Genomic DNA, 21,641 nt, shown 5'->3' with positions numbered 1-21,641 from the left:
ATTAGTTTTATAATCCTTCTGAATAAAAACAGCCTATGTAGTTATACAGGTTCTTCAACCATAAGTAGTTGTTTTCTTCCCTAAATTACAACCTTTTTTGTCCCTCCTTTTAAGAGAACAATAGAACCATTTGGTAAAAACTTTTCTTTAGAAAATTGCATAATTCCCCATCCTTGCTTTATCTAAATGTAATTCTATATTCATGATGTTGCTTCTCCCTTTTCTTTTCCGCATTCTTTACTGACTATAGGAGAACCACGATTATATACTTAAAATTCAATACAGACTCTTTAAATGGTTTCATGTGTTCTACCCCCATCTTCTATATGCTTCCTTAAATAATAATACCTATGGAGTTCTATAATGAAATGAAACAACATAAACGAAAGCATGGAATATACACACATTAATACAATTGCTACCATCTTTTGTGTTGCAAAACCAAGACTGATATTAGCAATGAGTTGGCCCAATCCTACAAAAGCCACTACTCCAAAACCAGAGTTTTTTTTCGATGATTTTGATTTTTTGATTGGTTCCTGAAGTTTTTTAATATGATTTTTATAATAATAATTCAAAGCAAAAATATACAAACCAACCGAAAAAATAAAATAGATAGGAGTTTGTAATCCTACCATTCCATATGCAAACTTTTGGGTTATAACTAACAATCCTGCTGAACATACGATGCCAAATACCCCACGAAATAGAGTGTATTGTAATTGCTGTTTCCTAGGATTTATAACAATCTATATCGCCCGCAAATTACACTTAAATACATTGGTATTAATAAAAAAGAAAAGGATAATATCCTTGATACATTTCTCCTTTAATTTCTTTTTAAAAATATATATCAACCTATTAAAAAGCAAATAAAAGAAGACTAAAAAGCAAATATTAGTCTTCTTTTTTAATTAAAATATTAAAAGCAAAAAAACTTTAATACAAATTCAAACCCATAAATAAAATTTAATTATTTTTCTTACATTATTCTTTTAACACACTTAAAAACTCACTAAAATTATCTGCAACTTCACTAGTTACCGGATTCAACTCTTCTGATTCTTCATGATACCATACCACAACAGATGGTATTTCCTTTTCTCTAAAATCTAAACAAAGAAAATCACCTGCGAATAAAACAGCAAACGGAATAACATTTATCCCTGTTAAATCTTCATCATCCGTTAAACGAGTATCGATATCAGATAATACAACCTCTATATCATACCAACCATTTTCATCATCATCTTCTGGGTCCTCCAACAAACATAAGAAACGTTCAATTAAAAGTTCGTTTTTTCCATGTGAAAAAACATTAGTAATTGGAATAGAGCCATTATATTTTTTCAAAAAACCTATAAAATCAGTTGGTAATTTTATCTCACAATATTCCTCAAATGATTCAATTAATTCATCATTTGGTGATTGAAGTTCACTACCATTTTTAATCTTCATTTTAATTCCTCCATTTCTTTACCTACCTTTAGATCTATAAGACCAATGTCCTTCACTCCGCCCACCTTTATGAAATATGCTATTATGTATTCCAAATGGTACTAATTCCATTTTACCTGGCATCTAACCATTTAAATTGTTGTTTGTCACTTGCGAACCACATTTCCTCTGGTAACTCATCCGATTTAATAATTAAACCAGCTTTCTTAAAATCAGGATATTGTGTACCTAATTTCATAGGAACATCAGGTATTAAACCTTTCTCAATAGCAACCTGCTTAATAATAGCTTTTTGGGGAGCTGTTAATTTTTCTCCACCACTAATCTACCTCCATTTCCACGGACTATTAGAATTTACTACTGCAGCATTATATTCTAATTCAAAATTGAGATATTTCCCTTCTACAGCATCGTCTAAAATCTTTATATATTCATCCACTTCATATAAATTTTCTATAAAATCAGATACAATAGCAATCTCTTCCTGTAAACGAATTCTTAATCCACTAAATGGATCACACCAAAATTCATGTGAACTATCTCTCCACCCATCATCATATCTAAATACCTTTAGATTCTTTTGCAATGACTATTGCTGATAATTATTTAGGAAAAAAGACTTTAAAACCTGAGATAATGGAGAAATATGAAATAATAGATAGAGCTGACCTCTATAGGAAGTCAGCTCTATCTATTATTTCAATTCTTTATTTTTTCCTTTTTTAAATTCTTTTTGTTTATCTTGCCAAATATGAATTAAATCTACTAATTCAATCGTTTCTATCTCACAAAAATCTCCCTTACCATCTTCAGCCAAATTGTCTAGGACAGTGGTTGTATCTTTCCGAATTTCTAAACCACAAATGTTTCCATTTACTACTACGTAATTTTCTTTCCCATTTAAAACACTATGTATTTCTTCTAAAATCCAATCTCCAAACGCAGAAACTTCAACGCCTAAAAAAGTCTCCATAAGTTTAATTTCTTGAGGAAGCCTCATAACTAGTTTTCCATTGGTAAGTACTTCAAAGCTATATGGATATTTCATTACTATTGTACTCCTTTATACTAAAGATAAAATTTATTCCGATGGGAAAGCAGAGATAATTTTCCCATTCCCATCTATATACATGCTAATCCTTATACCCTCTGAACCTATTCCAGAATATGTGTTACCAAATTCATACGTTCTATTAAATCTCTAAGTTCATAAGAAGCAAATAAATTATTAAAGGATTGTAACCCCTACTATAAGAAATACTATTATTACCAAAGGAAGAATGATAATCATAAAGGATATTATTATTGTTAATAATGCTTTCCATGCTGAAAATTGGTGTGCTTCTCCTAAACATTTTAAGGAAATAATGATTGTCCAAATTGCAATAACTATATCAATTATGGCAAAAATAATAAACAAAATCGTTAAAGTTATGCTACTATCCATTTTCGGTGTCTCACTCGTAAAGTTTTCTATCCCAAACAAGAAAAATGAAGGCACCCAAACTAATATAAGAGAGTAAACGTAAGGGATATAAGAATAGGCAACTGCGTAACGTGTTTTTTCAAAGGTACCTTGTCCACCAAGTTTTTTTGCCACCCAATTAAATAACGCTGGTAGCAAAAAATAATAAATTAAGAAAGCAACGAAGGTACCGAATATAACCATTGAGATTATTGAAACTGGACTACTTATTGAATCCCCCATATTTTTAGAAGATGCTCGATCTAAAGTCTGTACGAATGAGCCTAGTAAAATGAGTAAAAACACATTCTTTGGTTTGGATATAAAAATTTCTTTCATTGTATCACGTGGTTTTGTCCAAATGGAGAACCAAGGATTAAGCGCACGTTTAAATTGATTTTCTGGAGTTTCCATATAAAAAACATTCCCCTTTCTTAAAACATATTAAATGTAAATTCCTAATTATCCCAGTTATGTACATAGAAATATTAAAGCATAAATAGTCGATTATTTAAATATAAATATTCAATTATTTTAGGACTTTCTTTTACATGTTTGCTTCTGAATCCCATACCTCGATAAATTCAAAACCTTTTAAATCACTTTCTAACACTGTATTTCTAAATTCATCTGATACAAAAACGGAAGGAATATGTAATATTTCATTTAAGTAAACTTTAAATATTGTTTGGTTCTTAACCATATTAGGTAAGAATGCGTATTTTTTGAAATCTATTACTAAGCCAGAACGTAGTTTCTTTAGTATAGCTTTCTCATAGTTAATAGCATCTAGTGCATTTAAAACGTTAATTATATAATACACTTCTCCCGTCACATCATGAATTAGGGGAAGAAATTCTACATTATCACCAAGTATAGACTCTAAAAATTTTTTAGCTTTCCCACTAACCATTGGCGTACCAACTTCTCCCCAAAAATGAGGCAAATCACTTTGATTTCCTTCTTCTACACATTTAATACGTATTTCTCCCCATGAATCAGATGCTTTTACTGCCGAGTCAATTTTCCCTTCAAAATACTTTTTAGAATCTTCTTCTAAGTTCAATAGTTGAAAGGATTCATAGTCATCAAATGAACTCTTTAATTCCCAAATCTTCATTTTTACTCTCCTTTGTTATTTTTCTATCCTTCCTTTATCTAAATGTAATTCTATATTCATGATGTTGCTTCTCTCTTTTCCATAGTCTTTACTGACTATAGGAGAACCGCGATTATATACTTAATATTCAATACAGACTCTTTAAAAGGTTTCCTGTGTTCTACCTCAACCTTCAAATAAAGAATATATGTATGATTAAAACTAATTATATTTTTTTACCTTTAAAGGAATAGATATAAAATACAAATCTATAGCATAAATAGTAATCAAAATACCTTTACCTTCATCAGCAAACTTTGATTGATGAAACTTTTCTGAAACTTTTCTTTTTCCCCATTTTTTAGGAAACCATTGAAATCCTGAAAACATATAATTAATCTACCTTTTCATTAAAATTTCGCGAGTTTATTTCTTAACTCTAGCTCTTCAACTGTTTCAAAACCTTTAAAAAATAAACTATCGATTTAATTATGATTAAAAAATACATTGTATTCTTTAGATGCCTTTTTCAATCCAAAAACTATTTTTCTTTTTTCCATGATATTCGAAATTCCCCACCATGTTCTTCCGTTTTAATTTTAACCTTATATGTATCATCCTTAGGCACTTTAATATTTTTTTCGCCTTCGCCACTATTAAACTCTAGTATTGTATTATCATTTGAATCCACAACATAAGCAATTATAGTTCCTTGTTTAGTTTTATCATCAAAAGAAAAAATCCAATTCTCACCTTTTTTAACTTTCCTATCTTGAGTTGCAGATCCAGTAAATTTTCTATAATCTCCAGATATACTACCTGATACACTATCTGAAGAACCATGAACTTTACCACCCACAATAGTTCCCTCTCTTGTAAAACAACCACTAAGAATTACTAAACACAAAACAAATAAAATTGTATTTTCAAAAATTTTCACTATCATTACCCCTTCTACTCCCAATAAAATTTTCACCATTAAACTTATAAAAATAACTATAATAAAAAATTATATCCATTAAGATATATATTTTTATTATAGTTATAAGTTCCGAATTATTATTTCGAATATTCACGCAACTTAATTTCATCCTCATTTATGTAACCAGTAAAAATAACTTCTGATATGTATTCATGGTTAAAAAACATATTATATTCAGTTGAAACATTTCCAATAGGATAATAACAAGCCACATAATCCCAAGTTTCCTTAGTTTTTGAATCTTCCTGTTTTCTACCATATATCATCAAAGGTTGCTCCCATGTTTTAAATTTCACAACCGAACCTATTGGAAGTAGTTCTAACTCTAAATTTTGTACCATCTTAGTTTCCCCTTCTTAAAATAGCCTTTTTTATAAGGAAATAAGTGATAGAAAACAACAAACAAGTACCAATTGTACCAAAAACTGCAACCGAAATGTTACCTGCTAATGTTTCATTTGGATCCAATGCATTAGGTAAAATTGTACCAAAAATTGCAATACAAGCTAATATAATCATAAAATATTTAAATTGTTTCACTTTTTTATTCATACTACTTATCTCCTTTATTCCTTAACATTAACTTCTAAACCAAATCCCCATAAACCTCCATCAGGACCAAATGGTGCATGGAATTTGAATCCACTTTTTCCAGCTTCAAAAGATCCCCCGAGTATTCCAAGCGATGCTGATCCCCCAGTTTGTAACTTTTTATCCATAAATGGAATAGGAATTTTTATAGCACTCTCATATTTTACCAGAGTAACTTCAGCTCCAAAAACAATATCCTCTTGTTCTATTCCAGCTTGAGCTACTGTAAAACTAACCATTTGGTAATAGTTTCATTGATACTTTTACCCCCTAAATATTAAATGAATTTTTCGAATTATAAATCTACTGTTTTTTCTTATTGTCTATACGTTTATAGATATACTCTACTGTAAAGTATGCAATAACATTGCAAATTAGCAGCAAACCTATAAGTAAAAGTTTATCTTCTAACCGTATAGTAGAAGAAGCCCAATTAACAACATAAACATAATACATACAGTAAAATTCAGAATTCTATTTATTGTACGCATACCTTAATTACTCCAGTCTTATATTAATCCCGTTTTTTTGTAAATTTATCATAAAATTTCTCTTGCGCCCACCGTCCGAATTTTAAAAAACATATTAAACCTGCTCCCAAAATGATGAGAACGATAGTTCCTAATAATTTTTCCCACCAATTGTTGAATGGAGTAATCATTAACCCTATAATAGATACGGATATTACGACATAAACTAAAATATATATTGGTTTATACGATGGTGTTTTCATATCATTTTTTCTCCTCATGTTTTTCAAATTTAAAACTACTTCCCACAGTAACCCCCTCTAAAACAGGAACTGTTATACCAGTTTCTTTTCCAACGCTACCTTTCAAACCTATTGCGCCCAATCCCAAATCACCTTTAATTTTCAGGCCTGTATCTCCAATAATTGGCAACAAATCTGGAAAATGTAGCATACTTACTTCTACTTCATACTTAAGTGTAGAAGCTTCCGATGCTGCTTTTAAGGAGTAATCGTCAATACCTGCTATAACTTCTAATGAGCAAAATATATATTGGTTAATTTCACCAAACACATTGTAATATATTATTCCGAACTTTTAAACACTTTATCTTTCTATTGAATATTCTACTTTTACTTGCTTTACAAGATTTTATGCAAAAAAGACCACCAAAAGGCAGTCTCAAAACTCAATCCTATTCACCATCCCTCACTCCACCGCTTTCTCATACAAATACTTCGCAGCGATAATATCTACTACTGCCAAACCAACTGATTTGAAAATAGTAATCTCTTCATCATTTTCGCGTCAGTTTTTCCACCGCTTAAGATTTGTTCAAGTTCGGCGTGGAGATTACTAGTTTTATCGGAATTTGAAGATCATCTGTTTCTAGATCATATTCAATTAAGCAATCCTACAAATGTCTCTTCTTCCTCATCTATAAAACCTACAAATATAATTTCTTCGATATCCTCATGATTAAATACAAATGTATACTCAGGATTAATGTATCCTTCTGGATAAAAACAGCCAATATAATCATACATCACAGGTTCTTTAACCATAAGTTTTTGTTTTCTTCCATAAATCACAATTTTCTTCGTCCCACCTTTTAATAGAACAATAGAACCATTTGGTAAAAACTTTTCTTTAGAAAATGGCATAACTCCCCATCCTTCCTTTATCTAAATATAATTCTATATTCATGATGTTGCTTCTCCCTTTTCTTTTCCGTAGTCTTTACTGACTATAAGAGAACTGCGATTATATACTTAATATTCAATACAGACTCTTTAAAAGGTTTCATGTGTTCTACCCCCATCTTCTATATGCTTCCTTAAATAATAGTACCTATGGAGTTCCATAATGAAATGAAACAAAATAAACGAAAGCATGGAGTATACACACATTAATACAATTGCTACCATCTTTTGTGTTGCAAAACCAAGACTGATATTAGCAACGAGTTGACCCAATCCTATAAACGCCACTACTCCGAAACCAGAGTTTTTTTTCGATGATTTTGATTTTTTGATTGGTTCCTGAAGTTTTTTAATATGATTTTTATAATAATAATTCAAAGCAAAAATATACAAACCAACCGAAAAAATAAAATAGATGGGAGTTTGTAATCCTAACATTCCATATGCAAACTTTTGGGTTATAACTAATAATCCTACTGAACATACGATGCCAAATACCCCACGAAATAGAGTGTATTGTAATTGCCGCTTCCTAGGATTTATAACAATCCATATTGCCCATACATTTAAAAAAGCAACTGGTGGAACTATTATGTACATATATATCGGTTGAACAGGATTCGCAAAAGCAGGTAAAAGCACAAATATATCTGCTATCCCAATCACAAGAGTAATTATAGTCGATCTTATATCATTTACAGCATAAAGAGCCATATAATATTCAAAAACTTTTTTATTAAAATCTGTATTTTTTTTCATGTTAATTAAACCACCCTGCTACTGTTGACCAAGTTTTTTTCGCGCTCGTTTTCACCATATCCTTAATACTATCATCTTCACCATCACCATCTAAATCAGCATCCCATTTTACACCTTCTTTGAAATATTATTCCCTTCTCGAAAAGAAGATCAATCCATTAATAAGATCTAGGCTTATCGAAAATTGCAAAAAGCCGGAGATTTTGCCAGTGTAGAATCTATTGGGACCCACACCATGCGCAAAACCTTCGGCTATTGGTTCTATAAACAAACAAAAGATGTTGCTATGTTGCAAGAAATACTTAATCACAGTACACCGCAAATCACATTGACTTATATCGGAATCAATAAAGAAGAGAAAGATAATGTACTAAATACATTTTGTATTTAATTCAATTGTAATAAAAAACTATATTTCCAACAATTTCTCACGTAATATCAATTCATTTTCAGTCATGTAACCTCTGTGTAATTCTTCTACAATCTTATCGCAATTAAAGCATAATACTTTTTCATCACCTAAATAACCAACTGGATAAGGAACACCTACATAGTCAAAATCACGTTTATCTGCTGAAATAACCATTCTTCCGATAATCATAATGATTGGTTCTACACCTTCTAGTTTAACAACTGAGCCAATAGGTAATAGTTTCATTTATTTGCTCTCCTTTTTCTTTTTATATCTGAATATAAATTCTAAAATAATTATAAAAGCAAATCCAATAGATAATTGAATGACTGTAAAAAGGATTTTTTCTTTTGAAGAAGCTTCAGGTAAATTCCATACTACTACAAGGGGAATAAGTACCCCAACAATGGTAAGAATCCTTAACAATTTATTCATATTTTGAATTCCCCTATCACATAGGTAATATCATTTCTTGTTAAATTTACTATGTACCAGTTCAAAAAATTTATTTGCACCAAGTGAAATTGCACCAATAATAAGAACCCCAATAATAAAATAAATCTTTTTAAATAAACTGTAAGGAGATAAAATAGCAACTACAAGAAGTATTATAATTGCAACGAATGTGACTAATTTTCCAACTTTAAATGCTTGCATATCAGCTTTCCTCTTTCTTTGGTTTTTCAAATTTGATAAATCCTCCAAGGCCAAACTCTTCCCCGAAGTATCCCCCGGTTTCAGCTCCAAGCTTTACTTTATAACCGAATGTACCTAATCCTAATTCCCCTTTTGCTATTACATCATGGTCTCCTATAAATGGAACGAAATCTGGGATATGAAAAAGATTTAACTCTGCTTCATATTTGTTAGCAGTAAGTTCCGATGCAATTTTTAATGTATATTGATCCACACCTGTTGTAAAGTTTGCTTCGCCAAACTTTTGAGTAATGGTTAACTCTTGCGGAGTAAACCTAATAGGTCCAATGGGCCCAATAAAAGTAGTAATTGGAACCTTTATTTTTGTTATTTTAAAGGAGTTTTCTAAAGCAGATCCCTCTATTTTTGCTCCAATAATATTTCCAGCCATTAAATCATCTTTAGCAGCATCAAAAGAAAAAGGCACATTTACATCTATTTTTCCAGATAAAGCTTTCATGTTCCACTCGCTGTTATTACCAAGAGGCTCCTTACCATCAATCACAGAACCTTCTAAAACTCCTCCAACACGATCTCCATCTTTCCATTCTGCTTTACCTGTAAAATATTTAATGTTATCCTTATCATCTTTTTTAGTTCCTGCCTGTGCTATTTTATCAGCTTCATGAGTTCTCTTTTCTGTAATTTTTTGAATAGATGTTGTCCATCCCATGTTCAACCCTTGCGTACTAAATGTACCACTTGCAGGACTAAAGCCTTTTCCACTTTGAACTTCCGCAAGACCTGCAGCAATACTAGCTGCTAATTGAAGTGCTGTACTATAATTATTACTAGAGGTCTGATTGAATTGATACAAATGATCCAGCTTTTCTTGCAGTTTTTTCCTCATCACAGTAAAAAGATTCGCCATAGCGTCCATACCTGGGATTGGCATAGCTTGACTGATGGCTTCCATACTTGCTTTCATTCGGTCAATTTCTCGAATTTGTTCTAATATTTCTTGTTCAATTACATCTGTGGAAGCGACTTGTGATTGAAATTGACTTGGAAAAGCATCGTTCTGGCGAATTAACTCTTCACACAGATAAATGATTCCTTGCGCTAAAGGACGAAAGGTTTGTACAAAAAATGATTTTGCACTGCTATAAGTTTGTCCTTGTAGAACAGTATCAATTGCAAAGGCATCAATTGACTGAATGACTTGTTCCATACCTTGAATGGTAGCGTTACATACAGCATTCATACTTTGAGTTTGACTTCGTACCTCTCCCAAATACATATTTAAACTCATGCATTGACCTCCCTTGCTAATTGTTGTTGTTGATAGGAAAGGGCGTTTTCTAAATCATTAAGGTCTCGTCTTTCTTTAAGCAACGTTTCTTTTTTGTTTTCCAATTCAAATGTGACTTTTCGTTCAATATGTTGTGCATCTTGATACGTATTCATAAAAAATTGGGACATTTCTCTATCACCATGCCAAGTTCCTAAAATTCGATCAAACAAACGACGATTTCGACTTCTACATTCATAAAAATCTGCTTCCGCTTGTTCTTGAGCTTGAATCGCAGATTGATTTCGGTCCTGTTCTTCAAATACATTTCGTAACTTTAGATTTAACTCTTTAATTTTATTTTCAATATCTCGACCCATCTTTTTCCTCCTACTATTTTACTTTACGTAGGGTGTCACATTAGCGAAAAGTGTTGTGAAGTTCGTTATCCATTCTCTCAAATTCTTTAGCTACCGAATGAATATTATCAACCGCTTGTTGAAAGGCAGCGGAAAATTGTTTCGTCAAGTCTAAAACTTGCTGATTCGCTTCTTGTGCTTTGAAGTTAACAGATAATGTTGTACGCGTCGCTTTTGTTATGGAACGACTTGTTGCACTTTGAATCCTATCAGAGGCTGATCCCATTTTCGTAGCAATTTGCGTTGCTGTTTGTAAATTACTTTGAAATTGTCCCATTCTTTCAAACCCTTTCTATAAGTTTTCCAAATGCATCAAAGAAATCTCATTAAATATATATCCCTATCAATATCACTCGCTCTAGGCATGCAATCAAATGAGCCATACAATATAAGCTGTATGGCTCATTTAAAATGCTTGTTATATAGAGTATGACAATTTTTATTTCAAACCGAAATTACGTGATAATTCTTCATCATGAGAAGCAACAGCCTCTGCAGTTTTATTAAGCTGCATATTAATTTCTTGTAATAGCTGTGCGAAGTTTTGTACTTTTGGCTTTAATTGATTGAACTGTTGGTCAAAACCTTCGAAAGCACGACCTTCCCATTCTCCTCTTAATTCATTTTGTAAATTTTGTAGTTGACTTAAAATGTCCTCAATTTGATTTGCACCTTGTCCATATTGAGCTGCTTTCGATTTAAGCTCCTCTGGTGACATACGAATTTGTCCAGCCATTTTCATTTCCCCTTTAATACATAATGAGCAAAATATAAATTGGTTAATTTTACTAAATATATTATAATGTATTATTTTGAACTTTAAAACATTTTATCTTTCTATTGAATATTAGAATATTAATATTCAACTTTTTCTTACTTTACAAGATTTTATGCAAAAAAGACCACCAAAAGGCAGTCCCTCAAAACTCAATCCCATCCCGCGCTCCACTACTTTCTCATACAAATAATTCGCAACGATAATATCTACTACAGCCAAACTAACTGATTTGAAAATAGTAATCTCTTCATCATTTTCGCGTCCGTTTTTTCCCTGCTTAGGATTTGTCCAATTTCGGCGTGGAGATTGCTAGTTTTATCAAAATTTGAAGATTACCTGTTTCTAGATCCTATTCAATTAAGCAATCCTACAAATGCCTCTTCTTCCTCATCTATAAAACCTACAAATATAATTCCTTCAATATCCTCATGATTAAATACAAATGTATAATCAGGATTCATGTATCCTTCTGGATAAAAACAGCCAATATAGTCATACATCACAAGTTCTTTAATCCCAAGTTTTTGTTTTCTTCCATAGTTATTTATGTGAATTCAGCTCGTTTTTTTGTTTTGGGTGAAAAAAATTTTTTAACTTGATAGCAATGTGGTGCTGCCCCTATTAGGCAAATTCGACAAAGAAAAAACACCCAAAGGTGCCTTCCTCCGACTTGAACCATCTTAATTTTATTGTGTTGTTATTATATAAGAAAAGAAGACATCGCTTAAGATGTCTTCTTTTACTTGTACACTTGGTGTTAAGAAGGTATTTATTGCTTAAAAACCATAAAAAAATATAACAATCATCGAGTAAACCTATTATAGCATCAATAAATAGAGTTTTTATATGCATTTTTACATATATATAGATTTATTTATGTTTTATCTATATAGTTAAATTGTCTGTTTCTTGTTTTAATTCGTTTGTTTATTTTGAGTGCTCCAGCAATGGAGCCTTTTTTTATGCAATAAAACATTTTCTTAGCATTACTTAGTTGATCTATATTAACTTTACCCTCTTAAATTATATCTATATTTTACCAAATGATTATATAGATAACCAGTTTTTTCTAATAATCTATTGGATTGATAATTTTATTGTTAGTTGTTAATACTTATTAGAAAATTCATCATGCAATGAAAATTTAGAAATCAAGAATTATAAAAAACTTATAGTATCTTTTGGAAAAGTATATTTAAAATTTGTATATTAATATGTTATAATTTAATTTCTAAAACTACCAAAAAAGGACTGCCAGTAATGGTGGTCCTTTTTTATATCGGTGAGATTGTACTAGTATGATAGAATAGGATTAACTGTATATTGTGAGGGTGATTGGTTATCCCTTCTTTCCATTTGGAAGGAAAGGGGGTGATATACCTATGGAGTTTTTGTTTGAGCTTTTAAAAGAATTTGTGAAAGCCATTGTACGTGAAGTTTCTGCGTATGTTTTTAGGAAACAAATTTTAGAAAAAGATAACAAAAAACCCACTCCTCGTCGCCGTCCAAAGCAAAAGGGTGGGTTTCGTAAAAAATAAATGATATAACCACCACCCTGACGGTAGCAGTTATTAGAAGAGATGTTAGCGCATCTCTTCTTTTATTATATACACAAGCTATTACTGTAATACTACTACAGTAATTATATCAAACGTACATAAAAAATCAATGAGCACGTAATAGATATAATGTACAGAAGAAAAGAAACCCAAGTGAGTCTTTTTTCAATTTATTACATCCCTAATTGATTGTAAATTGATTTGAATACGTGAATTCACCACGATATTTAATTGCAGCTACATAAGTACCACTTGTATAGCTATCTGTGATAGGGGTTTGCCAAATTTCTGTTCCAGGAATAAATACTGGTTCTATTGTTTGGAATCGTTCTAGGGTACCATTTGTGTGGATTTTAAAAATTTTCATTTGCGCACCAAAATGTTCTCTACCAAAGTGCTGTGCTAAGTAAAATGTATCACCAGTTATTAAATTCCCAATCTTCCAATCTGGTTGATATGTACTTTCCTCTGAATTTTGTAAATCCACAATGGTTTTAAATCCCCAATCATCATTAAGTGGATCTGAGTAAGCTGCAGCTGCTTGTGAGGTAGGCTTACTCATTTCTATTGCAGTAAAACCGCTAAAAGTTAACACCCCAATTAATGCTAATTTTCCTAACTTCATTATTGTTTCCCCCCTATTAATTTTTGTAATTTTTAAAACCAGAAATCATACACACATAATAATATAATTCACTGTATAATATTTCAAATATTTTCTAAAAAAAGTTATAAATACAAAAGAAAGACACCAAAAGGGGCCTTTCTCCGACTTGAACCACTTTAATTTTAATAATATGTATTGGACTCCCATCCGAATATTGTTTTAACGTATTTATCCATATTTTGTTTGCGAAAAAATGAAAAGCATAATATCTTATTACTGCTTGTTCATAGCTTTTATCTGTTATAAACATATTCAGTAGTCATGAAGTCATTAAGGAAGTCGTTGATCACTTTCTTCATAACGTTTAGTTCTTCCTGAGATTTGAGTTCAATACCATTTATATAATCAAATACCTTAGATGGTTCATCTGCTACGTAATTCTGTGTCATGTAATCATCTTGGAAGTCTTTCTTTGCTTTTTCTTTAACGGCATTCATAGCATTTATAAAAAAATTGTACCGTGTAGAATTATTTCACTGTACCAAATATTTGAATTTACTAAACAGTTAGAATGAATACGATTATTTATATAATTGAAAATAAAATTGTTAAACAAATGTTGAGAAATAACAAATTTCAATTTCCATTATATTCTATACTTGCTATTATTTAATGTAAGACTATTCAGAAAAGGAAGGGATTATATGCGTGTTCCAGTGAAGGGGAATGAACAGATTTCAAAATTATTTAATGACTGGTATCAAGCTATACTACAACATCAAAATGTACAAGCAACAAACTTAAAACAAGAAGTTGAAGATAAGCTTTCCAGTATAAAAGAAGATAAAAATTTATTATTATACTATTCATTATTAGACTTTAGATATAAAGTACTAACCGATGGACTTAACATTACAAAAGATAGCTTTAATGAAATTAACTCCTTTGATATACCTGATAGTAGTTTTTTATCCTATTATTATCACTTCTTCAAAGCTATTCACAGCACAATTCTTGCAGACTATAATGAAGCAAAAGAATATTTTGAGAAGGCGAAAAAACTTTTAATGTACGCAATGAATGAAGTAGAAGAAGCTGAATTTAATTACCGTTTAGCTTCATTTTATTATCAAATCTATAAACCGCTTTTAGCTATTGATTACATACGAATAGCTAAAGATATTTTCTCTAAACACACAGGCTATAAAATTAATGTAGCATTATGTGACAATGTTTTTGGATTAGCTTGTATAGATTTAAGGCAATTTGAACAAGCCGAAGAAAGTTTTAACACTGCCATAGATATTCTAAAAAGTAAAAATGAAAGAACATTGTTACTACGTGTTAGAAATAACATCGGACTATTATATGCAAATCAAAATCTATCCTCTTTAGCAATTCGTCACTTATCAGAGGTTACAGAAAATATACCAAATCACTTTAAAGCCCTATATTTACAAGCAGATGAAAATTTAAAATTAGGCGAAACGGCAGTAGCATCTCAACTCATCGAAAAGGGCTTAAACATTTGCAATGAATTAGCAAATAAAGAATATCAATATCGCTTTAAAATCTTAGAAAAATTGAACAACACGTCTAACACTACAGAATTAGAAGCTGTTGTATTAGCAGGAGTTTCATACTTTAAAAAAGAAGAGTTATGGGATTGCATTGAAGAATATGCAGAACGATTAGCGAATAAATTTTATGCAGAGGAACATCATGTGAAGGCTAGTAAATATTTTTATATGAGTAATGAAGCAAAGAAAAAACTATTAGCTAAAGGGGCGTTAAAGTAATGAAAAAGTTTGGATTAACAATAGCAGGTTTAACGTTAGCTGGAATTATGACTTTTGGTATAAGTAACAACTTAGAATTTTCGGCATTAAACAAAGGTGACACACCTGCACCACAAAGACCTGATTTAGCATTTAGTGATGGGCATATCGGTACTTCTCCAGAATATACACATGGAGAAGGGTGGTCTTCATCTTACACACACGGGGAGCCTTTGGGTATAGCTGATGGTGATACTGGTGCACCTACTTACGATCATGGAAGACCGCCTACACCACAAGCTTAATTGTTCCGCAAAGAAAGTCATACTACTTGTATGGCTTTTTCTTTATTTTAGTTACTTAAGCTCTACATTTTTATCTGATTTGCTTTTGCTAGTGTAGAAGAGGGAAAAGGTATAGAAGCATAAAGTGAAACTTTGCCCTCACCAATTGGGCTTTTACGGGCAGCCCGCCCCCACCTAATTTCTTTGCTTTCGCTGAATTTTGAGGTAGGGATCTTACTGCCCGTTAATGCGGGATAAAAGAAAACCGCCTGAAATGATATGTACTTGAATAGTAGTACATAAAAAATACAAATAACAATAAATTAAATATCGTTAAAACAAAAAGGAGATGTCCCAGGCATGGTACTAGGACATCTCCTTTACTTATCTAAATTCTACAAAGCACTATCAATTAAACAATTATTAAATATATCTTCTATCTAAAACATCGTATTATCATTAGCTGCTTCACTTGGAATCTCTTGAATTACATCCCAGTGTTCGACAATCTTTCCATCCTTGATACGAAATATATCCACTATAGTAACTCCCTTATCTTGAGAATTAGTACGAGAATGTACATGAAGAGCAACTGTATCCCCTTCAGCTACTACACGTTTAATCTCTGCAGAGGAATTAGGATTTTTAACAAAATCCTCCTTAAAGAAATCCATGAAGGCTTTTCGTCCATCAGCAACAAAAGGATTATGTTGCTTATAATCTTCGCTAACATATTTAGGGATAATATCGATATTATGTTTGTTAAAAACTTCATTATAGAAATCAACTACCATCTTTTTATTCTTTTCATTTTCTTTTACTTCTTTTGATGCAGAAGCGACATTTTCGCTCTTAATTGAGTTCCCTTTGTTATTACCGGTGGAAGCTTGATATACCAAAGTCGAAACTACTCCTAAAATAAATACAGAAATAATTGTTATGATTAAACTTTTCTCTAATTTCATATATACCTACCTCTTCTACTTAAATAAGTTTTCTTCTATAAAAAGTTTGAAGAAGGAGAAACCTTCCCCAAAATGTAATGTCAGGGGTAATGTTAGGAATTTCATTTATCCTAACCTCCCCCTATACAAGGCATATTAGAAACGATTCATTCTAACTTAATACCTCATTAACAGTTGCACTGTCCACAATTTGAATAAACTTCTTAACCTTATCGTTCTCATCAAACTTATAAAGGTGACAAAAATCTGCTATGAACGATTTCCCTGTAGCTTTATATGTCCCACTATATTTTCCATACACGATAACAGTATTGTTATTAAAAGCATAAATTTCATCTTTAGCGCTATAGTCATCCCATTCTGTGCCAAGACGTTCATGTACGTTTTTCACTACTTCATCTGGACCTATATAAGTACCTGCATATGGAAACCCAGCAGCTTCTGTCCAAGATACATTTTCACTTAAATATGTTTTGAACGCATCCAATTTCCCTTCGCCAGTTAACACATACGTTTCATGTAATAGTTTTTGATATTTATTCATATCATTAACCCCAAGGCATTTCTTTTGTTACAACTTTTGCACTTAATTCTAATACACCTTTATTTGCATAGTCTGGATATGCTGCTTCAAGTTTTGCCACAAAATCTTTTGAAGTTCCACTTTCCTCAGAAGCTTGAACCGCCGTTCTTAGATAATCCATTGTCGCAGTAAGTGCTTGATTATTTAGAGATTTTTCGATTGATCCATGGCTTGGTACAATTATGTCAGCATGTAATGCTTGTAATACTTTCAAGTTCTCAATCCATGCCTCCATAGCCGCTTTTGAGCTAGTATCCGCTAAGAATACATGTATTTCGTTAAATACATCGATACCACCAATTAATACTTTTAGTTCTTTATTAAATAGGCTAGTTCTGTAATGATCTAAGCCTACTAGTTCAAATGTTAACCCCTGAAAATCAATCACTTTTTCTTTAAATACTTGAGGTAATACCACGTTACTTGGTGCATTTTCTCCAAGGGCGTCTTTCCAAACTTTTAATTTCCCTAAGACAGAATGAACGATATGTTCAACAGTAGACTCTGTTGCATACGCTATAGCTTCTGGGTAAACGGCTTTAATGCTCTCTAATCCAAAGTAGTAGTCTGGATCCCCATGAATAATAAAGATTTTATCTAAAGATAAGTTATTTTTTTTCAGATACTCAACAATTTCTTTCGAATCAGACTGAGTAAATTTTGAGTTTATTAAAAATGCATGTCCTGCTTTCTCAACTAATGTTGCTGTGACCATAAAGCTTTTTTCGTCCGAACTAAACACCGTTAATTTCACATCTTTTTGATTTGTATCGATTGTTGTAAACATAGTATGTTATTCTCCTTTTGTTAAAGTTATTAACTAATTATCATATTTTTATCTTGTTCCGATAAAGTGAAACTTTAATCAGTGGGGGTTTTGTTCATCCCCCACTGATTATTAGCCCACACCAATCGGACTTTTACGGACAGTTGATCCCCCACCTAACTTCTTTGCTTCCACTGAATTTTGAGGTGGGGGTCTTACTGCCCGTTAAAGCGGGATAAAATCTCCCACTCCCATTTATCTGAAAGTGTAATAGTACTGGCGAATATTCCGGAGATAAATGTCAGGTGGCTTAAGATAACATGTTTGCTACTATATCCTAAATTTTCTTAATATAAATTTTTAAAACGCGCTTCAATTTTATCCGGCGTCATTACGCCACCACCAATAGGAATAATTTGATTATCCTTTTGTAAAAGTAAGGAAGGATAGCTATTAACACCAAGCTGTCGAACTTTATTGAAATCATTTTGGACATCTATTATTGTTTCTTGAGCGTTTAAACGTTCTAATACTTGTTCAGGGTCCAAACCATGCTCGATTGCAATTTTGCGATATGTTTCTGGATCACTCAGACTTTGGCCCTCATAATAAAACGCTTTTTGCATAGCCGAAGTGAATTCTAATAAACGGTCTGGCGCTAATGAGCGTAAAGCTGAAAAACCAATTGCAGCATCTTTCGAATTCATTTTAAAGGTCCCTTCCTCCACCAATTTTTGATAGGAAGGACCAAATTCAGCACCTGTAAGTTGATTAATTCTTTTATTTCCTTCTTCTATATATGAAAAGTTTTTCATTGGTAAATTATCTAAAAATAACCCTCCACATAAAACCGTTAATGGTACTTCAGTGTGGTTTTTGTAAAATCCTTTAATACTTTCTGAAAAACCATAGCACCATCCACAATATGCATCCCATACGTAAATAAGATTATCTTGTTTCGTCTCCATTTAAATCTCCTACCTTTTTTTTATTATCCAGCTCAACTAAATTTTTGGTTTATATAAGTACATCTTTTTATACCTTATTCTTTTTTAGATACCTTACTATATTTCCCCAAAACTAATATTTCCAAAGAAAGATCCACCAAGGTTTTTAACAAAAGATAACGTTTCACCTTATTGCCCCGTAACAGAAAATACTAAAGCTTAGAATATGCATCGATTTGAATGTGTTAGTAACTTTCTACACCGGGTGACAACGTATGGACCACCATCCTTAATTAAATATATAAATCATATTTTTAGCAGATATCAATTGTAACTAAACCAATTACATCTTTATGTAACTATTTTAGTTACAACTAATATAGAAGTCAATTCTTTTTTTCGAAAACATTAAATTTCTACATTAATCTACAACCAATCCCACTCTTTAAAAAAATATATCAACGATTATTCGATTATATCGATCGTAACTCCGAATATATCAACGTTTCGACACAACATATCGATTTACCGACAAATTTCGAGCGCGTTATCTCCTAAACTAACAACCAATCCCACACCCCAACGCAAAAGAAAAAAGCACCAGGTCCCCCTAGTGCTCTCCCTCTAAAACAAATGACAAGCCACCTGATGCCCTTTCGCAATCTCAACCATCTTCGGTACTTCCTGTGCGCATTTTTCAGTGGCGAATTTGCAGCGCGTTCTGAATTTGCAGCCGGATGGTGAGTTTAGTGGGCTTGGTACTTCTCCCTCTAGGATAATCCGTTCTTTACCAGTGTTTGTTGGATCTGGTTCTGGCATGGATGAGAGTAGTGCTTGTGTGTATGGATGTGCCGGTTTTGTGTATAAGTCTTCGCTGTCGGCAATTTCTACTATGTTTCCTAAGTACATGACTCCGATGCGGTCTGATATGTGCCTTACCATCGATAGGTCATGTGCGATGAATAAGTATGTGACTCCTGTTTCTTCTTGAATGTCTTGCAGCATGTTTACGACTTGCGCTTGGACTGAGACATCTAGTGCTGAGATTGGTTCGTCACATAGGATAAAGTCTGGTTTTACAGATAGTGCGCGCGCGATGCTAATGCGCTGGCGCTGGCCCCCGCTAAATTCGTGCGGGTAGCGATATAAATGTTCTTCTTTTAAGCCTACCTTTTTAAGCAGGTCTAATATGATTTCTTTTTGTTCTTCTTTTTCATAAGATCCATGAATGTTCATTGGCTCACTAATAATTTGGAATACATTCATTGCCGGGTTTAATGATGCGTATGGATCTTGGAAAATAATTTGCATTCTTTTTCGATATTCTTTTAGTTCACTTTCTTTTAAACTTGCGATATCTTTTCCGTCGAATAAAACGTTACCTGAAGTGACATCGTGTAAACGAATGATGCTTCTTCCTGTCGTTGATTTTCCGCAACCTGATTCTCCTACTAATCCGAATGTTTCACCTTTTTTAATGGTGAAGCTAAGGTCATCAACTGCTTTTAATTGCTCTGTTTTCCTGCCAAATAGTCCTTTTTTAATAGGAAAATACTTTTTTAAGTTCCGAACTTCAATTAAGTTTTCTTCATGCATGTGAATCACCTACTGTCTTATCGTTTAACCAGCACATGGAACGTCTTTCGTTTCCGATTTCAAAATATGGCGGACGTTCTTTTTCACAAATGTCCATCGCATGCGGGCAACGCTCTGCGAATGGGCAACCTTGTGGCGGGTTTAATAAGTTTGGCGTTACACCTTGAATAGGAGCGAGTCTTTCTTTTACGCCGTTCGCTATTTTTGGCAAAGAGTTTAATAGCCCTTTCGTATATGGATGATTCGGCGATTGGAAAATATCAAGTACAGGTCCTTCTTCCATAATAAGCCCGCCGTACATAACGATAACGCGCGTACAGTTTTGCGCGACGATTCCTAAGTCATGCGTAATAAGAAGTAACGCCATATTCGTTTCGTTCTTTAAGTTTTTCATTAAATCTAGTATTTGTGCTTGTATCGTTACATCAAGTGCAGTCGTCGGCTCGTCCGCAATAAGAAGGTCAGGGTTGCAAGACATCGCCATTGCGATCATAACTCGCTGCTTCATACCACCGCTTAGTTCATGCGGATATTGTTTTACCCTTTCTTCTGGCGACGAAAGGCCGACTTGTTTTAACAAGTTAATCGCGATTTGCTCTGCTTCTTTCTTTTTCACTTTTTGATGACGTATAATTACTTCCATCATTTGTTTCCCAATTTTCACGACCGGATTCAGCGCTGACATTGGGTCTTGAGAGATAAGTGAAATTTGATTTCCTCTAATAGAACGTAATTCTTTTTCAGATTTAGAAAGTATGTTTTCATTATGAAAAAGAATCTCTCCTTCTTTCACTTTTCCTGGGGACATAACGAGAGACATAACAGACTTCGCCATTACACTCTTTCCGCTTCCAGATTCCCCAACGATACCGACTACTTCTCCTTTATTTAAGCGAAATGTAACGCCGCGAACCGCTTCAACTTCGCCACTTTCTATGAAAAAAGAAGTCTTTAAATTTTTCACTTCTAGTAGTTTTTCAGACATGCTTCTCAC

At 32.5% G+C, this 21,641-nt stretch carries 33 protein-coding genes and 9 pseudogenes; 5 read left to right on the top strand and 37 right to left on the bottom strand.

Going from position 1 to position 21,641, the window contains the following annotated elements:
- Nucleotides 1-13: 13 nt before the first annotated feature.
- Nucleotides 14-161 (bottom strand): annotated as a pseudogene (locus tag ACUL40_RS24630) (DUF4176 domain-containing protein); the annotation flags it as partial.
- Nucleotides 162-290: 129 nt separating this feature from the next.
- Nucleotides 291-749, bottom strand: a pseudogene (locus ACUL40_RS24625) (hypothetical protein); the annotation flags it as partial.
- A gap of 9 nt (nucleotides 750-758) precedes the next feature.
- Here ACUL40_RS24625 and ACUL40_RS24620 point away from each other — a divergent pair.
- Nucleotides 759-833, top strand: a pseudogene (locus ACUL40_RS24620) (integrase); the annotation flags it as partial.
- Between the two features lie 154 nt (nucleotides 834-987).
- On the opposite strand, the gene ACUL40_RS24615 reads toward ACUL40_RS24620, so the two are convergent.
- The 18 genes and pseudogenes from ACUL40_RS24615 to ACUL40_RS24530 all read right to left on the bottom strand — a co-directional run bounded on the left by ACUL40_RS24615 (nucleotide 988) and on the right by ACUL40_RS24530 (nucleotide 8,026).
- Nucleotides 988-1,458: an SMI1/KNR4 family protein gene (locus tag ACUL40_RS24615; RefSeq protein WP_445422729.1), complete on the bottom strand. Its 471-nt coding sequence runs from the start codon at nucleotides 1,456-1,458 to the stop codon at nucleotides 988-990.
- Nucleotides 1,459-1,476: 18 nt separating this feature from the next.
- Nucleotides 1,477-1,569: an HNH endonuclease gene (locus ACUL40_RS24610; RefSeq protein WP_088351714.1), complete on the bottom strand. Its 93-nt coding sequence runs from the start codon at nucleotides 1,567-1,569 to the stop codon at nucleotides 1,477-1,479.
- Between the two features lies 1 nt (nucleotide 1,570).
- A complete protein-coding gene (locus ACUL40_RS24605) occupies nucleotides 1,571-1,696 on the bottom strand; it encodes a hypothetical protein (protein ID WP_069461631.1) in 126 nt (41 codons plus the stop codon).
- Nucleotides 1,697-1,813: 117 nt separating this feature from the next.
- Nucleotides 1,814-2,044: pseudogene (locus ACUL40_RS24600) on the bottom strand (hypothetical protein); the annotation flags it as partial.
- 108 nt (nucleotides 2,045-2,152) lie between these two features.
- Nucleotides 2,153-2,506 (bottom strand): type II toxin-antitoxin system toxin, encoded by a 354-nt coding sequence (locus tag ACUL40_RS24595; RefSeq protein ID WP_000877046.1) that lies wholly within the window; start codon nucleotides 2,504-2,506, stop codon nucleotides 2,153-2,155.
- 33 nt (nucleotides 2,507-2,539) lie between these two features.
- Nucleotides 2,540-2,653: pseudogene (locus ACUL40_RS24590) on the bottom strand (EndoU domain-containing protein); the annotation flags it as partial.
- A 33-nt stretch (nucleotides 2,654-2,686) separates the two neighbouring features.
- Nucleotides 2,687-3,337 (bottom strand): Yip1 family protein, encoded by a 651-nt coding sequence (locus tag ACUL40_RS24585; RefSeq protein WP_445422730.1) that lies wholly within the window; start codon nucleotides 3,335-3,337, stop codon nucleotides 2,687-2,689.
- Between the two features lie 133 nt (nucleotides 3,338-3,470).
- Entirely contained in the window at nucleotides 3,471-4,043 is a 573-nt protein-coding gene (locus ACUL40_RS24580) for an imm11 family protein (protein ID WP_000707085.1), read from the bottom strand.
- A gap of 201 nt (nucleotides 4,044-4,244) precedes the next feature.
- Nucleotides 4,245-4,412, bottom strand: coding sequence for a hypothetical protein (locus ACUL40_RS24575; RefSeq protein WP_000490949.1), 168 nt, complete (start codon nucleotides 4,410-4,412; stop codon nucleotides 4,245-4,247).
- A 151-nt stretch (nucleotides 4,413-4,563) separates the two neighbouring features.
- On the bottom strand, nucleotides 4,564-5,001 hold the full coding sequence (locus tag ACUL40_RS24570; RefSeq protein WP_013141783.1) for a hypothetical protein: 438 nt from the start codon (nucleotides 4,999-5,001) through the stop codon (nucleotides 4,564-4,566).
- A gap of 80 nt (nucleotides 5,002-5,081) precedes the next feature.
- Nucleotides 5,082-5,345: a DUF4176 domain-containing protein gene (locus tag ACUL40_RS24565; RefSeq protein ID WP_166572431.1), complete on the bottom strand. Its 264-nt coding sequence runs from the start codon at nucleotides 5,343-5,345 to the stop codon at nucleotides 5,082-5,084.
- Between the two features lies 1 nt (nucleotide 5,346).
- Nucleotides 5,347-5,556 carry a hypothetical protein gene (locus ACUL40_RS24560; protein ID WP_001036924.1) on the bottom strand — a complete coding sequence of 70 codons (210 nt, stop codon included), beginning with the start codon at nucleotides 5,554-5,556 and terminating at the stop codon, nucleotides 5,347-5,349.
- Between the two features lie 14 nt (nucleotides 5,557-5,570).
- The gene (locus ACUL40_RS24555; protein WP_212105565.1) at nucleotides 5,571-5,834 is read right to left on the bottom strand and encodes a hypothetical protein; all 264 of its coding nucleotides are present in this window, start codon (nucleotides 5,832-5,834) and stop codon (nucleotides 5,571-5,573) included.
- A 275-nt stretch (nucleotides 5,835-6,109) separates the two neighbouring features.
- Nucleotides 6,110-6,328 carry a hypothetical protein gene (locus ACUL40_RS24550; protein ID WP_445422731.1) on the bottom strand — a complete coding sequence of 73 codons (219 nt, stop codon included), beginning with the start codon at nucleotides 6,326-6,328 and terminating at the stop codon, nucleotides 6,110-6,112.
- A gap of 1 nt (nucleotide 6,329) precedes the next feature.
- On the bottom strand, nucleotides 6,330-6,638 hold the full coding sequence (locus ACUL40_RS24545) for a hypothetical protein (protein WP_445422732.1): 309 nt from the start codon (nucleotides 6,636-6,638) through the stop codon (nucleotides 6,330-6,332).
- Between the two features lie 135 nt (nucleotides 6,639-6,773).
- A pseudogene (locus tag ACUL40_RS24540) lies at nucleotides 6,774-6,954 on the bottom strand (ornithine cyclodeaminase family protein); the annotation flags it as partial.
- 10 nt (nucleotides 6,955-6,964) lie between these two features.
- Nucleotides 6,965-7,228 (bottom strand): DUF4176 domain-containing protein, encoded by a 264-nt coding sequence (locus tag ACUL40_RS24535; RefSeq protein WP_050821693.1) that lies wholly within the window; start codon nucleotides 7,226-7,228, stop codon nucleotides 6,965-6,967.
- Between the two features lie 129 nt (nucleotides 7,229-7,357).
- Nucleotides 7,358-8,026, bottom strand: a complete 669-nt coding sequence (locus tag ACUL40_RS24530) for a hypothetical protein (RefSeq protein ID WP_000742398.1) — start codon at nucleotides 8,024-8,026, stop codon at nucleotides 7,358-7,360.
- Nucleotides 8,027-8,153: 127 nt separating this feature from the next.
- Here ACUL40_RS24530 and ACUL40_RS24525 point away from each other — a divergent pair.
- A pseudogene (locus ACUL40_RS24525) lies at nucleotides 8,154-8,417 on the top strand (tyrosine-type recombinase/integrase); the annotation flags it as partial.
- An 18-nt stretch (nucleotides 8,418-8,435) separates the two neighbouring features.
- On the opposite strand, the gene ACUL40_RS24520 reads toward ACUL40_RS24525, so the two are convergent.
- The 9 genes and pseudogenes from ACUL40_RS24520 to ACUL40_RS24480 form a co-directional block, all read right to left on the bottom strand.
- A complete protein-coding gene (locus ACUL40_RS24520; protein WP_000771612.1) occupies nucleotides 8,436-8,684 on the bottom strand; it encodes a DUF4176 domain-containing protein in 249 nt (82 codons plus the stop codon).
- Nucleotides 8,685-8,873 (bottom strand): hypothetical protein, encoded by a 189-nt coding sequence (locus ACUL40_RS24515; RefSeq protein ID WP_445422733.1) that lies wholly within the window; start codon nucleotides 8,871-8,873, stop codon nucleotides 8,685-8,687.
- Nucleotides 8,874-8,903: 30 nt separating this feature from the next.
- The gene (locus tag ACUL40_RS24510) at nucleotides 8,904-9,095 is read right to left on the bottom strand and encodes a hypothetical protein (protein WP_001147556.1); all 192 of its coding nucleotides are present in this window, start codon (nucleotides 9,093-9,095) and stop codon (nucleotides 8,904-8,906) included.
- A 1-nt stretch (nucleotide 9,096) separates the two neighbouring features.
- Nucleotides 9,097-10,386 (bottom strand): T7SS effector LXG polymorphic toxin, encoded by a 1,290-nt coding sequence (locus tag ACUL40_RS24505; RefSeq protein WP_445422734.1) that lies wholly within the window; start codon nucleotides 10,384-10,386, stop codon nucleotides 9,097-9,099.
- Nucleotides 10,383-10,745 carry a DUF3958 family protein gene (locus ACUL40_RS24500; protein ID WP_063220031.1) on the bottom strand — a complete coding sequence of 121 codons (363 nt, stop codon included), beginning with the start codon at nucleotides 10,743-10,745 and terminating at the stop codon, nucleotides 10,383-10,385. The genes ACUL40_RS24505 and ACUL40_RS24500 overlap by 4 nt, the downstream gene beginning before the upstream one ends.
- A 40-nt stretch (nucleotides 10,746-10,785) precedes the next feature.
- Nucleotides 10,786-11,061 carry a TIGR04197 family type VII secretion effector gene (locus ACUL40_RS24495; RefSeq protein WP_212105571.1) on the bottom strand — a complete coding sequence of 92 codons (276 nt, stop codon included), beginning with the start codon at nucleotides 11,059-11,061 and terminating at the stop codon, nucleotides 10,786-10,788.
- Nucleotides 11,062-11,223: 162 nt separating this feature from the next.
- The gene (locus tag ACUL40_RS24490) at nucleotides 11,224-11,520 is read right to left on the bottom strand and encodes a WXG100 family type VII secretion target (RefSeq protein WP_000918587.1); all 297 of its coding nucleotides are present in this window, start codon (nucleotides 11,518-11,520) and stop codon (nucleotides 11,224-11,226) included.
- Nucleotides 11,521-11,646: 126 nt separating this feature from the next.
- Nucleotides 11,647-11,799 (bottom strand): ornithine cyclodeaminase, encoded by a 153-nt coding sequence (locus tag ACUL40_RS24485; RefSeq protein ID WP_230641402.1) that lies wholly within the window; start codon nucleotides 11,797-11,799, stop codon nucleotides 11,647-11,649.
- A 116-nt stretch (nucleotides 11,800-11,915) separates the two neighbouring features.
- Nucleotides 11,916-12,101: pseudogene (locus ACUL40_RS24480) on the bottom strand (DUF4176 domain-containing protein); the annotation flags it as partial.
- Nucleotides 12,102-12,944: 843 nt separating this feature from the next.
- On the opposite strand from ACUL40_RS24480, the gene ACUL40_RS24475 reads away from it, so the two are divergent.
- Nucleotides 12,945-13,100 (top strand): hypothetical protein, encoded by a 156-nt coding sequence (locus tag ACUL40_RS24475; RefSeq protein ID WP_000394762.1) that lies wholly within the window; start codon nucleotides 12,945-12,947, stop codon nucleotides 13,098-13,100.
- 202 nt (nucleotides 13,101-13,302) lie between these two features.
- Here ACUL40_RS24475 and ACUL40_RS24470 read toward each other — a convergent pair whose 3' ends face one another.
- Complete coding sequence (locus ACUL40_RS24470; RefSeq protein WP_445422735.1) at nucleotides 13,303-13,746, bottom strand: DUF5065 family protein; 444 nt, start codon at nucleotides 13,744-13,746, stop codon at nucleotides 13,303-13,305.
- 255 nt (nucleotides 13,747-14,001) lie between these two features.
- A pseudogene (locus ACUL40_RS24465) lies at nucleotides 14,002-14,228 on the bottom strand (hypothetical protein); the annotation flags it as partial.
- A 204-nt stretch (nucleotides 14,229-14,432) separates the two neighbouring features.
- Between ACUL40_RS24465 and ACUL40_RS24460 the strand changes: the two are divergent.
- On the top strand, nucleotides 14,433-15,527 hold the full coding sequence (locus ACUL40_RS24460; protein ID WP_001265863.1) for a response regulator aspartate phosphatase: 1,095 nt from the start codon (nucleotides 14,433-14,435) through the stop codon (nucleotides 15,525-15,527).
- Complete coding sequence (locus ACUL40_RS24455; protein ID WP_016125553.1) at nucleotides 15,527-15,811, top strand: hypothetical protein; 285 nt, start codon at nucleotides 15,527-15,529, stop codon at nucleotides 15,809-15,811. The genes ACUL40_RS24460 and ACUL40_RS24455 overlap by 1 nt, the downstream gene beginning before the upstream one ends.
- A gap of 419 nt (nucleotides 15,812-16,230) precedes the next feature.
- Here the strand turns inward: ACUL40_RS24455 and ACUL40_RS24450 are convergent, their stop codons facing one another.
- The 6 genes from ACUL40_RS24450 to ACUL40_RS24425 all read right to left on the bottom strand — a co-directional run bounded on the left by ACUL40_RS24450 (nucleotide 16,231) and on the right by ACUL40_RS24425 (nucleotide 21,632).
- On the bottom strand, nucleotides 16,231-16,755 hold the full coding sequence (locus ACUL40_RS24450) for a nuclear transport factor 2 family protein (RefSeq protein WP_445422736.1): 525 nt from the start codon (nucleotides 16,753-16,755) through the stop codon (nucleotides 16,231-16,233).
- 151 nt (nucleotides 16,756-16,906) lie between these two features.
- Nucleotides 16,907-17,299 (bottom strand): nuclear transport factor 2 family protein, encoded by a 393-nt coding sequence (locus ACUL40_RS24445; protein ID WP_001046359.1) that lies wholly within the window; start codon nucleotides 17,297-17,299, stop codon nucleotides 16,907-16,909.
- A gap of 4 nt (nucleotides 17,300-17,303) precedes the next feature.
- Entirely contained in the window at nucleotides 17,304-18,125 is an 822-nt protein-coding gene (locus ACUL40_RS24440; protein ID WP_063220033.1) for a cytoplasmic protein, read from the bottom strand.
- Nucleotides 18,126-18,451: 326 nt separating this feature from the next.
- On the bottom strand, nucleotides 18,452-19,072 hold the full coding sequence (locus ACUL40_RS24435; RefSeq protein ID WP_000448622.1) for a DsbA family protein: 621 nt from the start codon (nucleotides 19,070-19,072) through the stop codon (nucleotides 18,452-18,454).
- Between the two features lie 603 nt (nucleotides 19,073-19,675).
- Nucleotides 19,676-20,647: an ABC transporter ATP-binding protein gene (locus ACUL40_RS24430; RefSeq protein ID WP_000544136.1), complete on the bottom strand. Its 972-nt coding sequence runs from the start codon at nucleotides 20,645-20,647 to the stop codon at nucleotides 19,676-19,678.
- Nucleotides 20,640-21,632 carry an ABC transporter ATP-binding protein gene (locus ACUL40_RS24425; RefSeq protein WP_001291146.1) on the bottom strand — a complete coding sequence of 331 codons (993 nt, stop codon included), beginning with the start codon at nucleotides 21,630-21,632 and terminating at the stop codon, nucleotides 20,640-20,642. Before ACUL40_RS24425 ends, ACUL40_RS24430 begins: the two co-directional genes overlap by 8 nt.
- Nucleotides 21,633-21,641 lie beyond the last annotated feature (9 nt).

Source organism: Bacillus sp. KNSH39, from assembly GCF_052656585.1.
This window is presented reverse-complemented; position numbering and strand designations above follow the sequence as displayed.

Coding starts and splice junctions, on each gene's coding strand:
- ACUL40_RS24615 (WP_445422729.1), bottom strand. CDS start 1,458: ATGAAGATTAAAAATGGTAGTGAACTTCAATCACCAAATGATGAATTA.
- ACUL40_RS24610 (WP_088351714.1), bottom strand. CDS start 1,569: ATGGAATTAGTACCATTTGGAATACATAATAGCATATTTCATAAAGGT.
- ACUL40_RS24605 (WP_069461631.1), bottom strand. CDS start 1,696: ATGAAATTAGGTACACAATATCCTGATTTTAAGAAAGCTGGTTTAATT.
- ACUL40_RS24595 (WP_000877046.1), bottom strand. CDS start 2,506: ATGAAATATCCATATAGCTTTGAAGTACTTACCAATGGAAAACTAGTT.
- ACUL40_RS24585 (WP_445422730.1), bottom strand. CDS start 3,337: ATGGAAACTCCAGAAAATCAATTTAAACGTGCGCTTAATCCTTGGTTC.
- ACUL40_RS24580 (WP_000707085.1), bottom strand. CDS start 4,043: ATGAAGATTTGGGAATTAAAGAGTTCATTTGATGACTATGAATCCTTT.
- ACUL40_RS24575 (WP_000490949.1), bottom strand. CDS start 4,412: ATGTTTTCAGGATTTCAATGGTTTCCTAAAAAATGGGGAAAAAGAAAA.
- ACUL40_RS24570 (WP_013141783.1), bottom strand. CDS start 5,001: ATGGTGAAAATTTTATTGGGAGTAGAAGGGGTAATGATAGTGAAAATT.
- ACUL40_RS24565 (WP_166572431.1), bottom strand. CDS start 5,345: ATGGTACAAAATTTAGAGTTAGAACTACTTCCAATAGGTTCGGTTGTG.
- ACUL40_RS24560 (WP_001036924.1), bottom strand. CDS start 5,556: ATGAATAAAAAAGTGAAACAATTTAAATATTTTATGATTATATTAGCT.
- ACUL40_RS24555 (WP_212105565.1), bottom strand. CDS start 5,834: ATGGTTAGTTTTACAGTAGCTCAAGCTGGAATAGAACAAGAGGATATT.
- ACUL40_RS24550 (WP_445422731.1), bottom strand. CDS start 6,328: ATGAAAACACCATCGTATAAACCAATATATATTTTAGTTTATGTCGTA.
- ACUL40_RS24535 (WP_050821693.1), bottom strand. CDS start 7,228: ATGCCATTTTCTAAAGAAAAGTTTTTACCAAATGGTTCTATTGTTCTA.
- ACUL40_RS24530 (WP_000742398.1), bottom strand. CDS start 8,026: ATGAAAAAAAATACAGATTTTAATAAAAAAGTTTTTGAATATTATATG.
- ACUL40_RS24520 (WP_000771612.1), bottom strand. CDS start 8,684: ATGAAACTATTACCTATTGGCTCAGTTGTTAAACTAGAAGGTGTAGAA.
- ACUL40_RS24515 (WP_445422733.1), bottom strand. CDS start 8,873: ATGAATAAATTGTTAAGGATTCTTACCATTGTTGGGGTACTTATTCCC.
- ACUL40_RS24510 (WP_001147556.1), bottom strand. CDS start 9,095: ATGCAAGCATTTAAAGTTGGAAAATTAGTCACATTCGTTGCAATTATA.
- ACUL40_RS24505 (WP_445422734.1), bottom strand. CDS start 10,386: ATGAGTTTAAATATGTATTTGGGAGAGGTACGAAGTCAAACTCAAAGT.
- ACUL40_RS24500 (WP_063220031.1), bottom strand. CDS start 10,745: ATGGGTCGAGATATTGAAAATAAAATTAAAGAGTTAAATCTAAAGTTA.
- ACUL40_RS24495 (WP_212105571.1), bottom strand. CDS start 11,061: ATGGGACAATTTCAAAGTAATTTACAAACAGCAACGCAAATTGCTACG.
- ACUL40_RS24490 (WP_000918587.1), bottom strand. CDS start 11,520: ATGGCTGGACAAATTCGTATGTCACCAGAGGAGCTTAAATCGAAAGCA.
- ACUL40_RS24475 (WP_000394762.1), top strand. CDS start 12,945: ATGGAGTTTTTGTTTGAGCTTTTAAAAGAATTTGTGAAAGCCATTGTA.
- ACUL40_RS24470 (WP_445422735.1), bottom strand. CDS start 13,746: ATGAAGTTAGGAAAATTAGCATTAATTGGGGTGTTAACTTTTAGCGGT.
- ACUL40_RS24460 (WP_001265863.1), top strand. CDS start 14,433: ATGCGTGTTCCAGTGAAGGGGAATGAACAGATTTCAAAATTATTTAAT.
- ACUL40_RS24455 (WP_016125553.1), top strand. CDS start 15,527: ATGAAAAAGTTTGGATTAACAATAGCAGGTTTAACGTTAGCTGGAATT.
- ACUL40_RS24450 (WP_445422736.1), bottom strand. CDS start 16,755: ATGAAATTAGAGAAAAGTTTAATCATAACAATTATTTCTGTATTTATT.
- ACUL40_RS24445 (WP_001046359.1), bottom strand. CDS start 17,299: ATGAATAAATATCAAAAACTATTACATGAAACGTATGTGTTAACTGGC.
- ACUL40_RS24440 (WP_063220033.1), bottom strand. CDS start 18,125: ATGTTTACAACAATCGATACAAATCAAAAAGATGTGAAATTAACGGTG.
- ACUL40_RS24435 (WP_000448622.1), bottom strand. CDS start 19,072: ATGGAGACGAAACAAGATAATCTTATTTACGTATGGGATGCATATTGT.
- ACUL40_RS24430 (WP_000544136.1), bottom strand. CDS start 20,647: ATGCATGAAGAAAACTTAATTGAAGTTCGGAACTTAAAAAAGTATTTT.
- ACUL40_RS24425 (WP_001291146.1), bottom strand. CDS start 21,632: ATGTCTGAAAAACTACTAGAAGTGAAAAATTTAAAGACTTCTTTTTTC.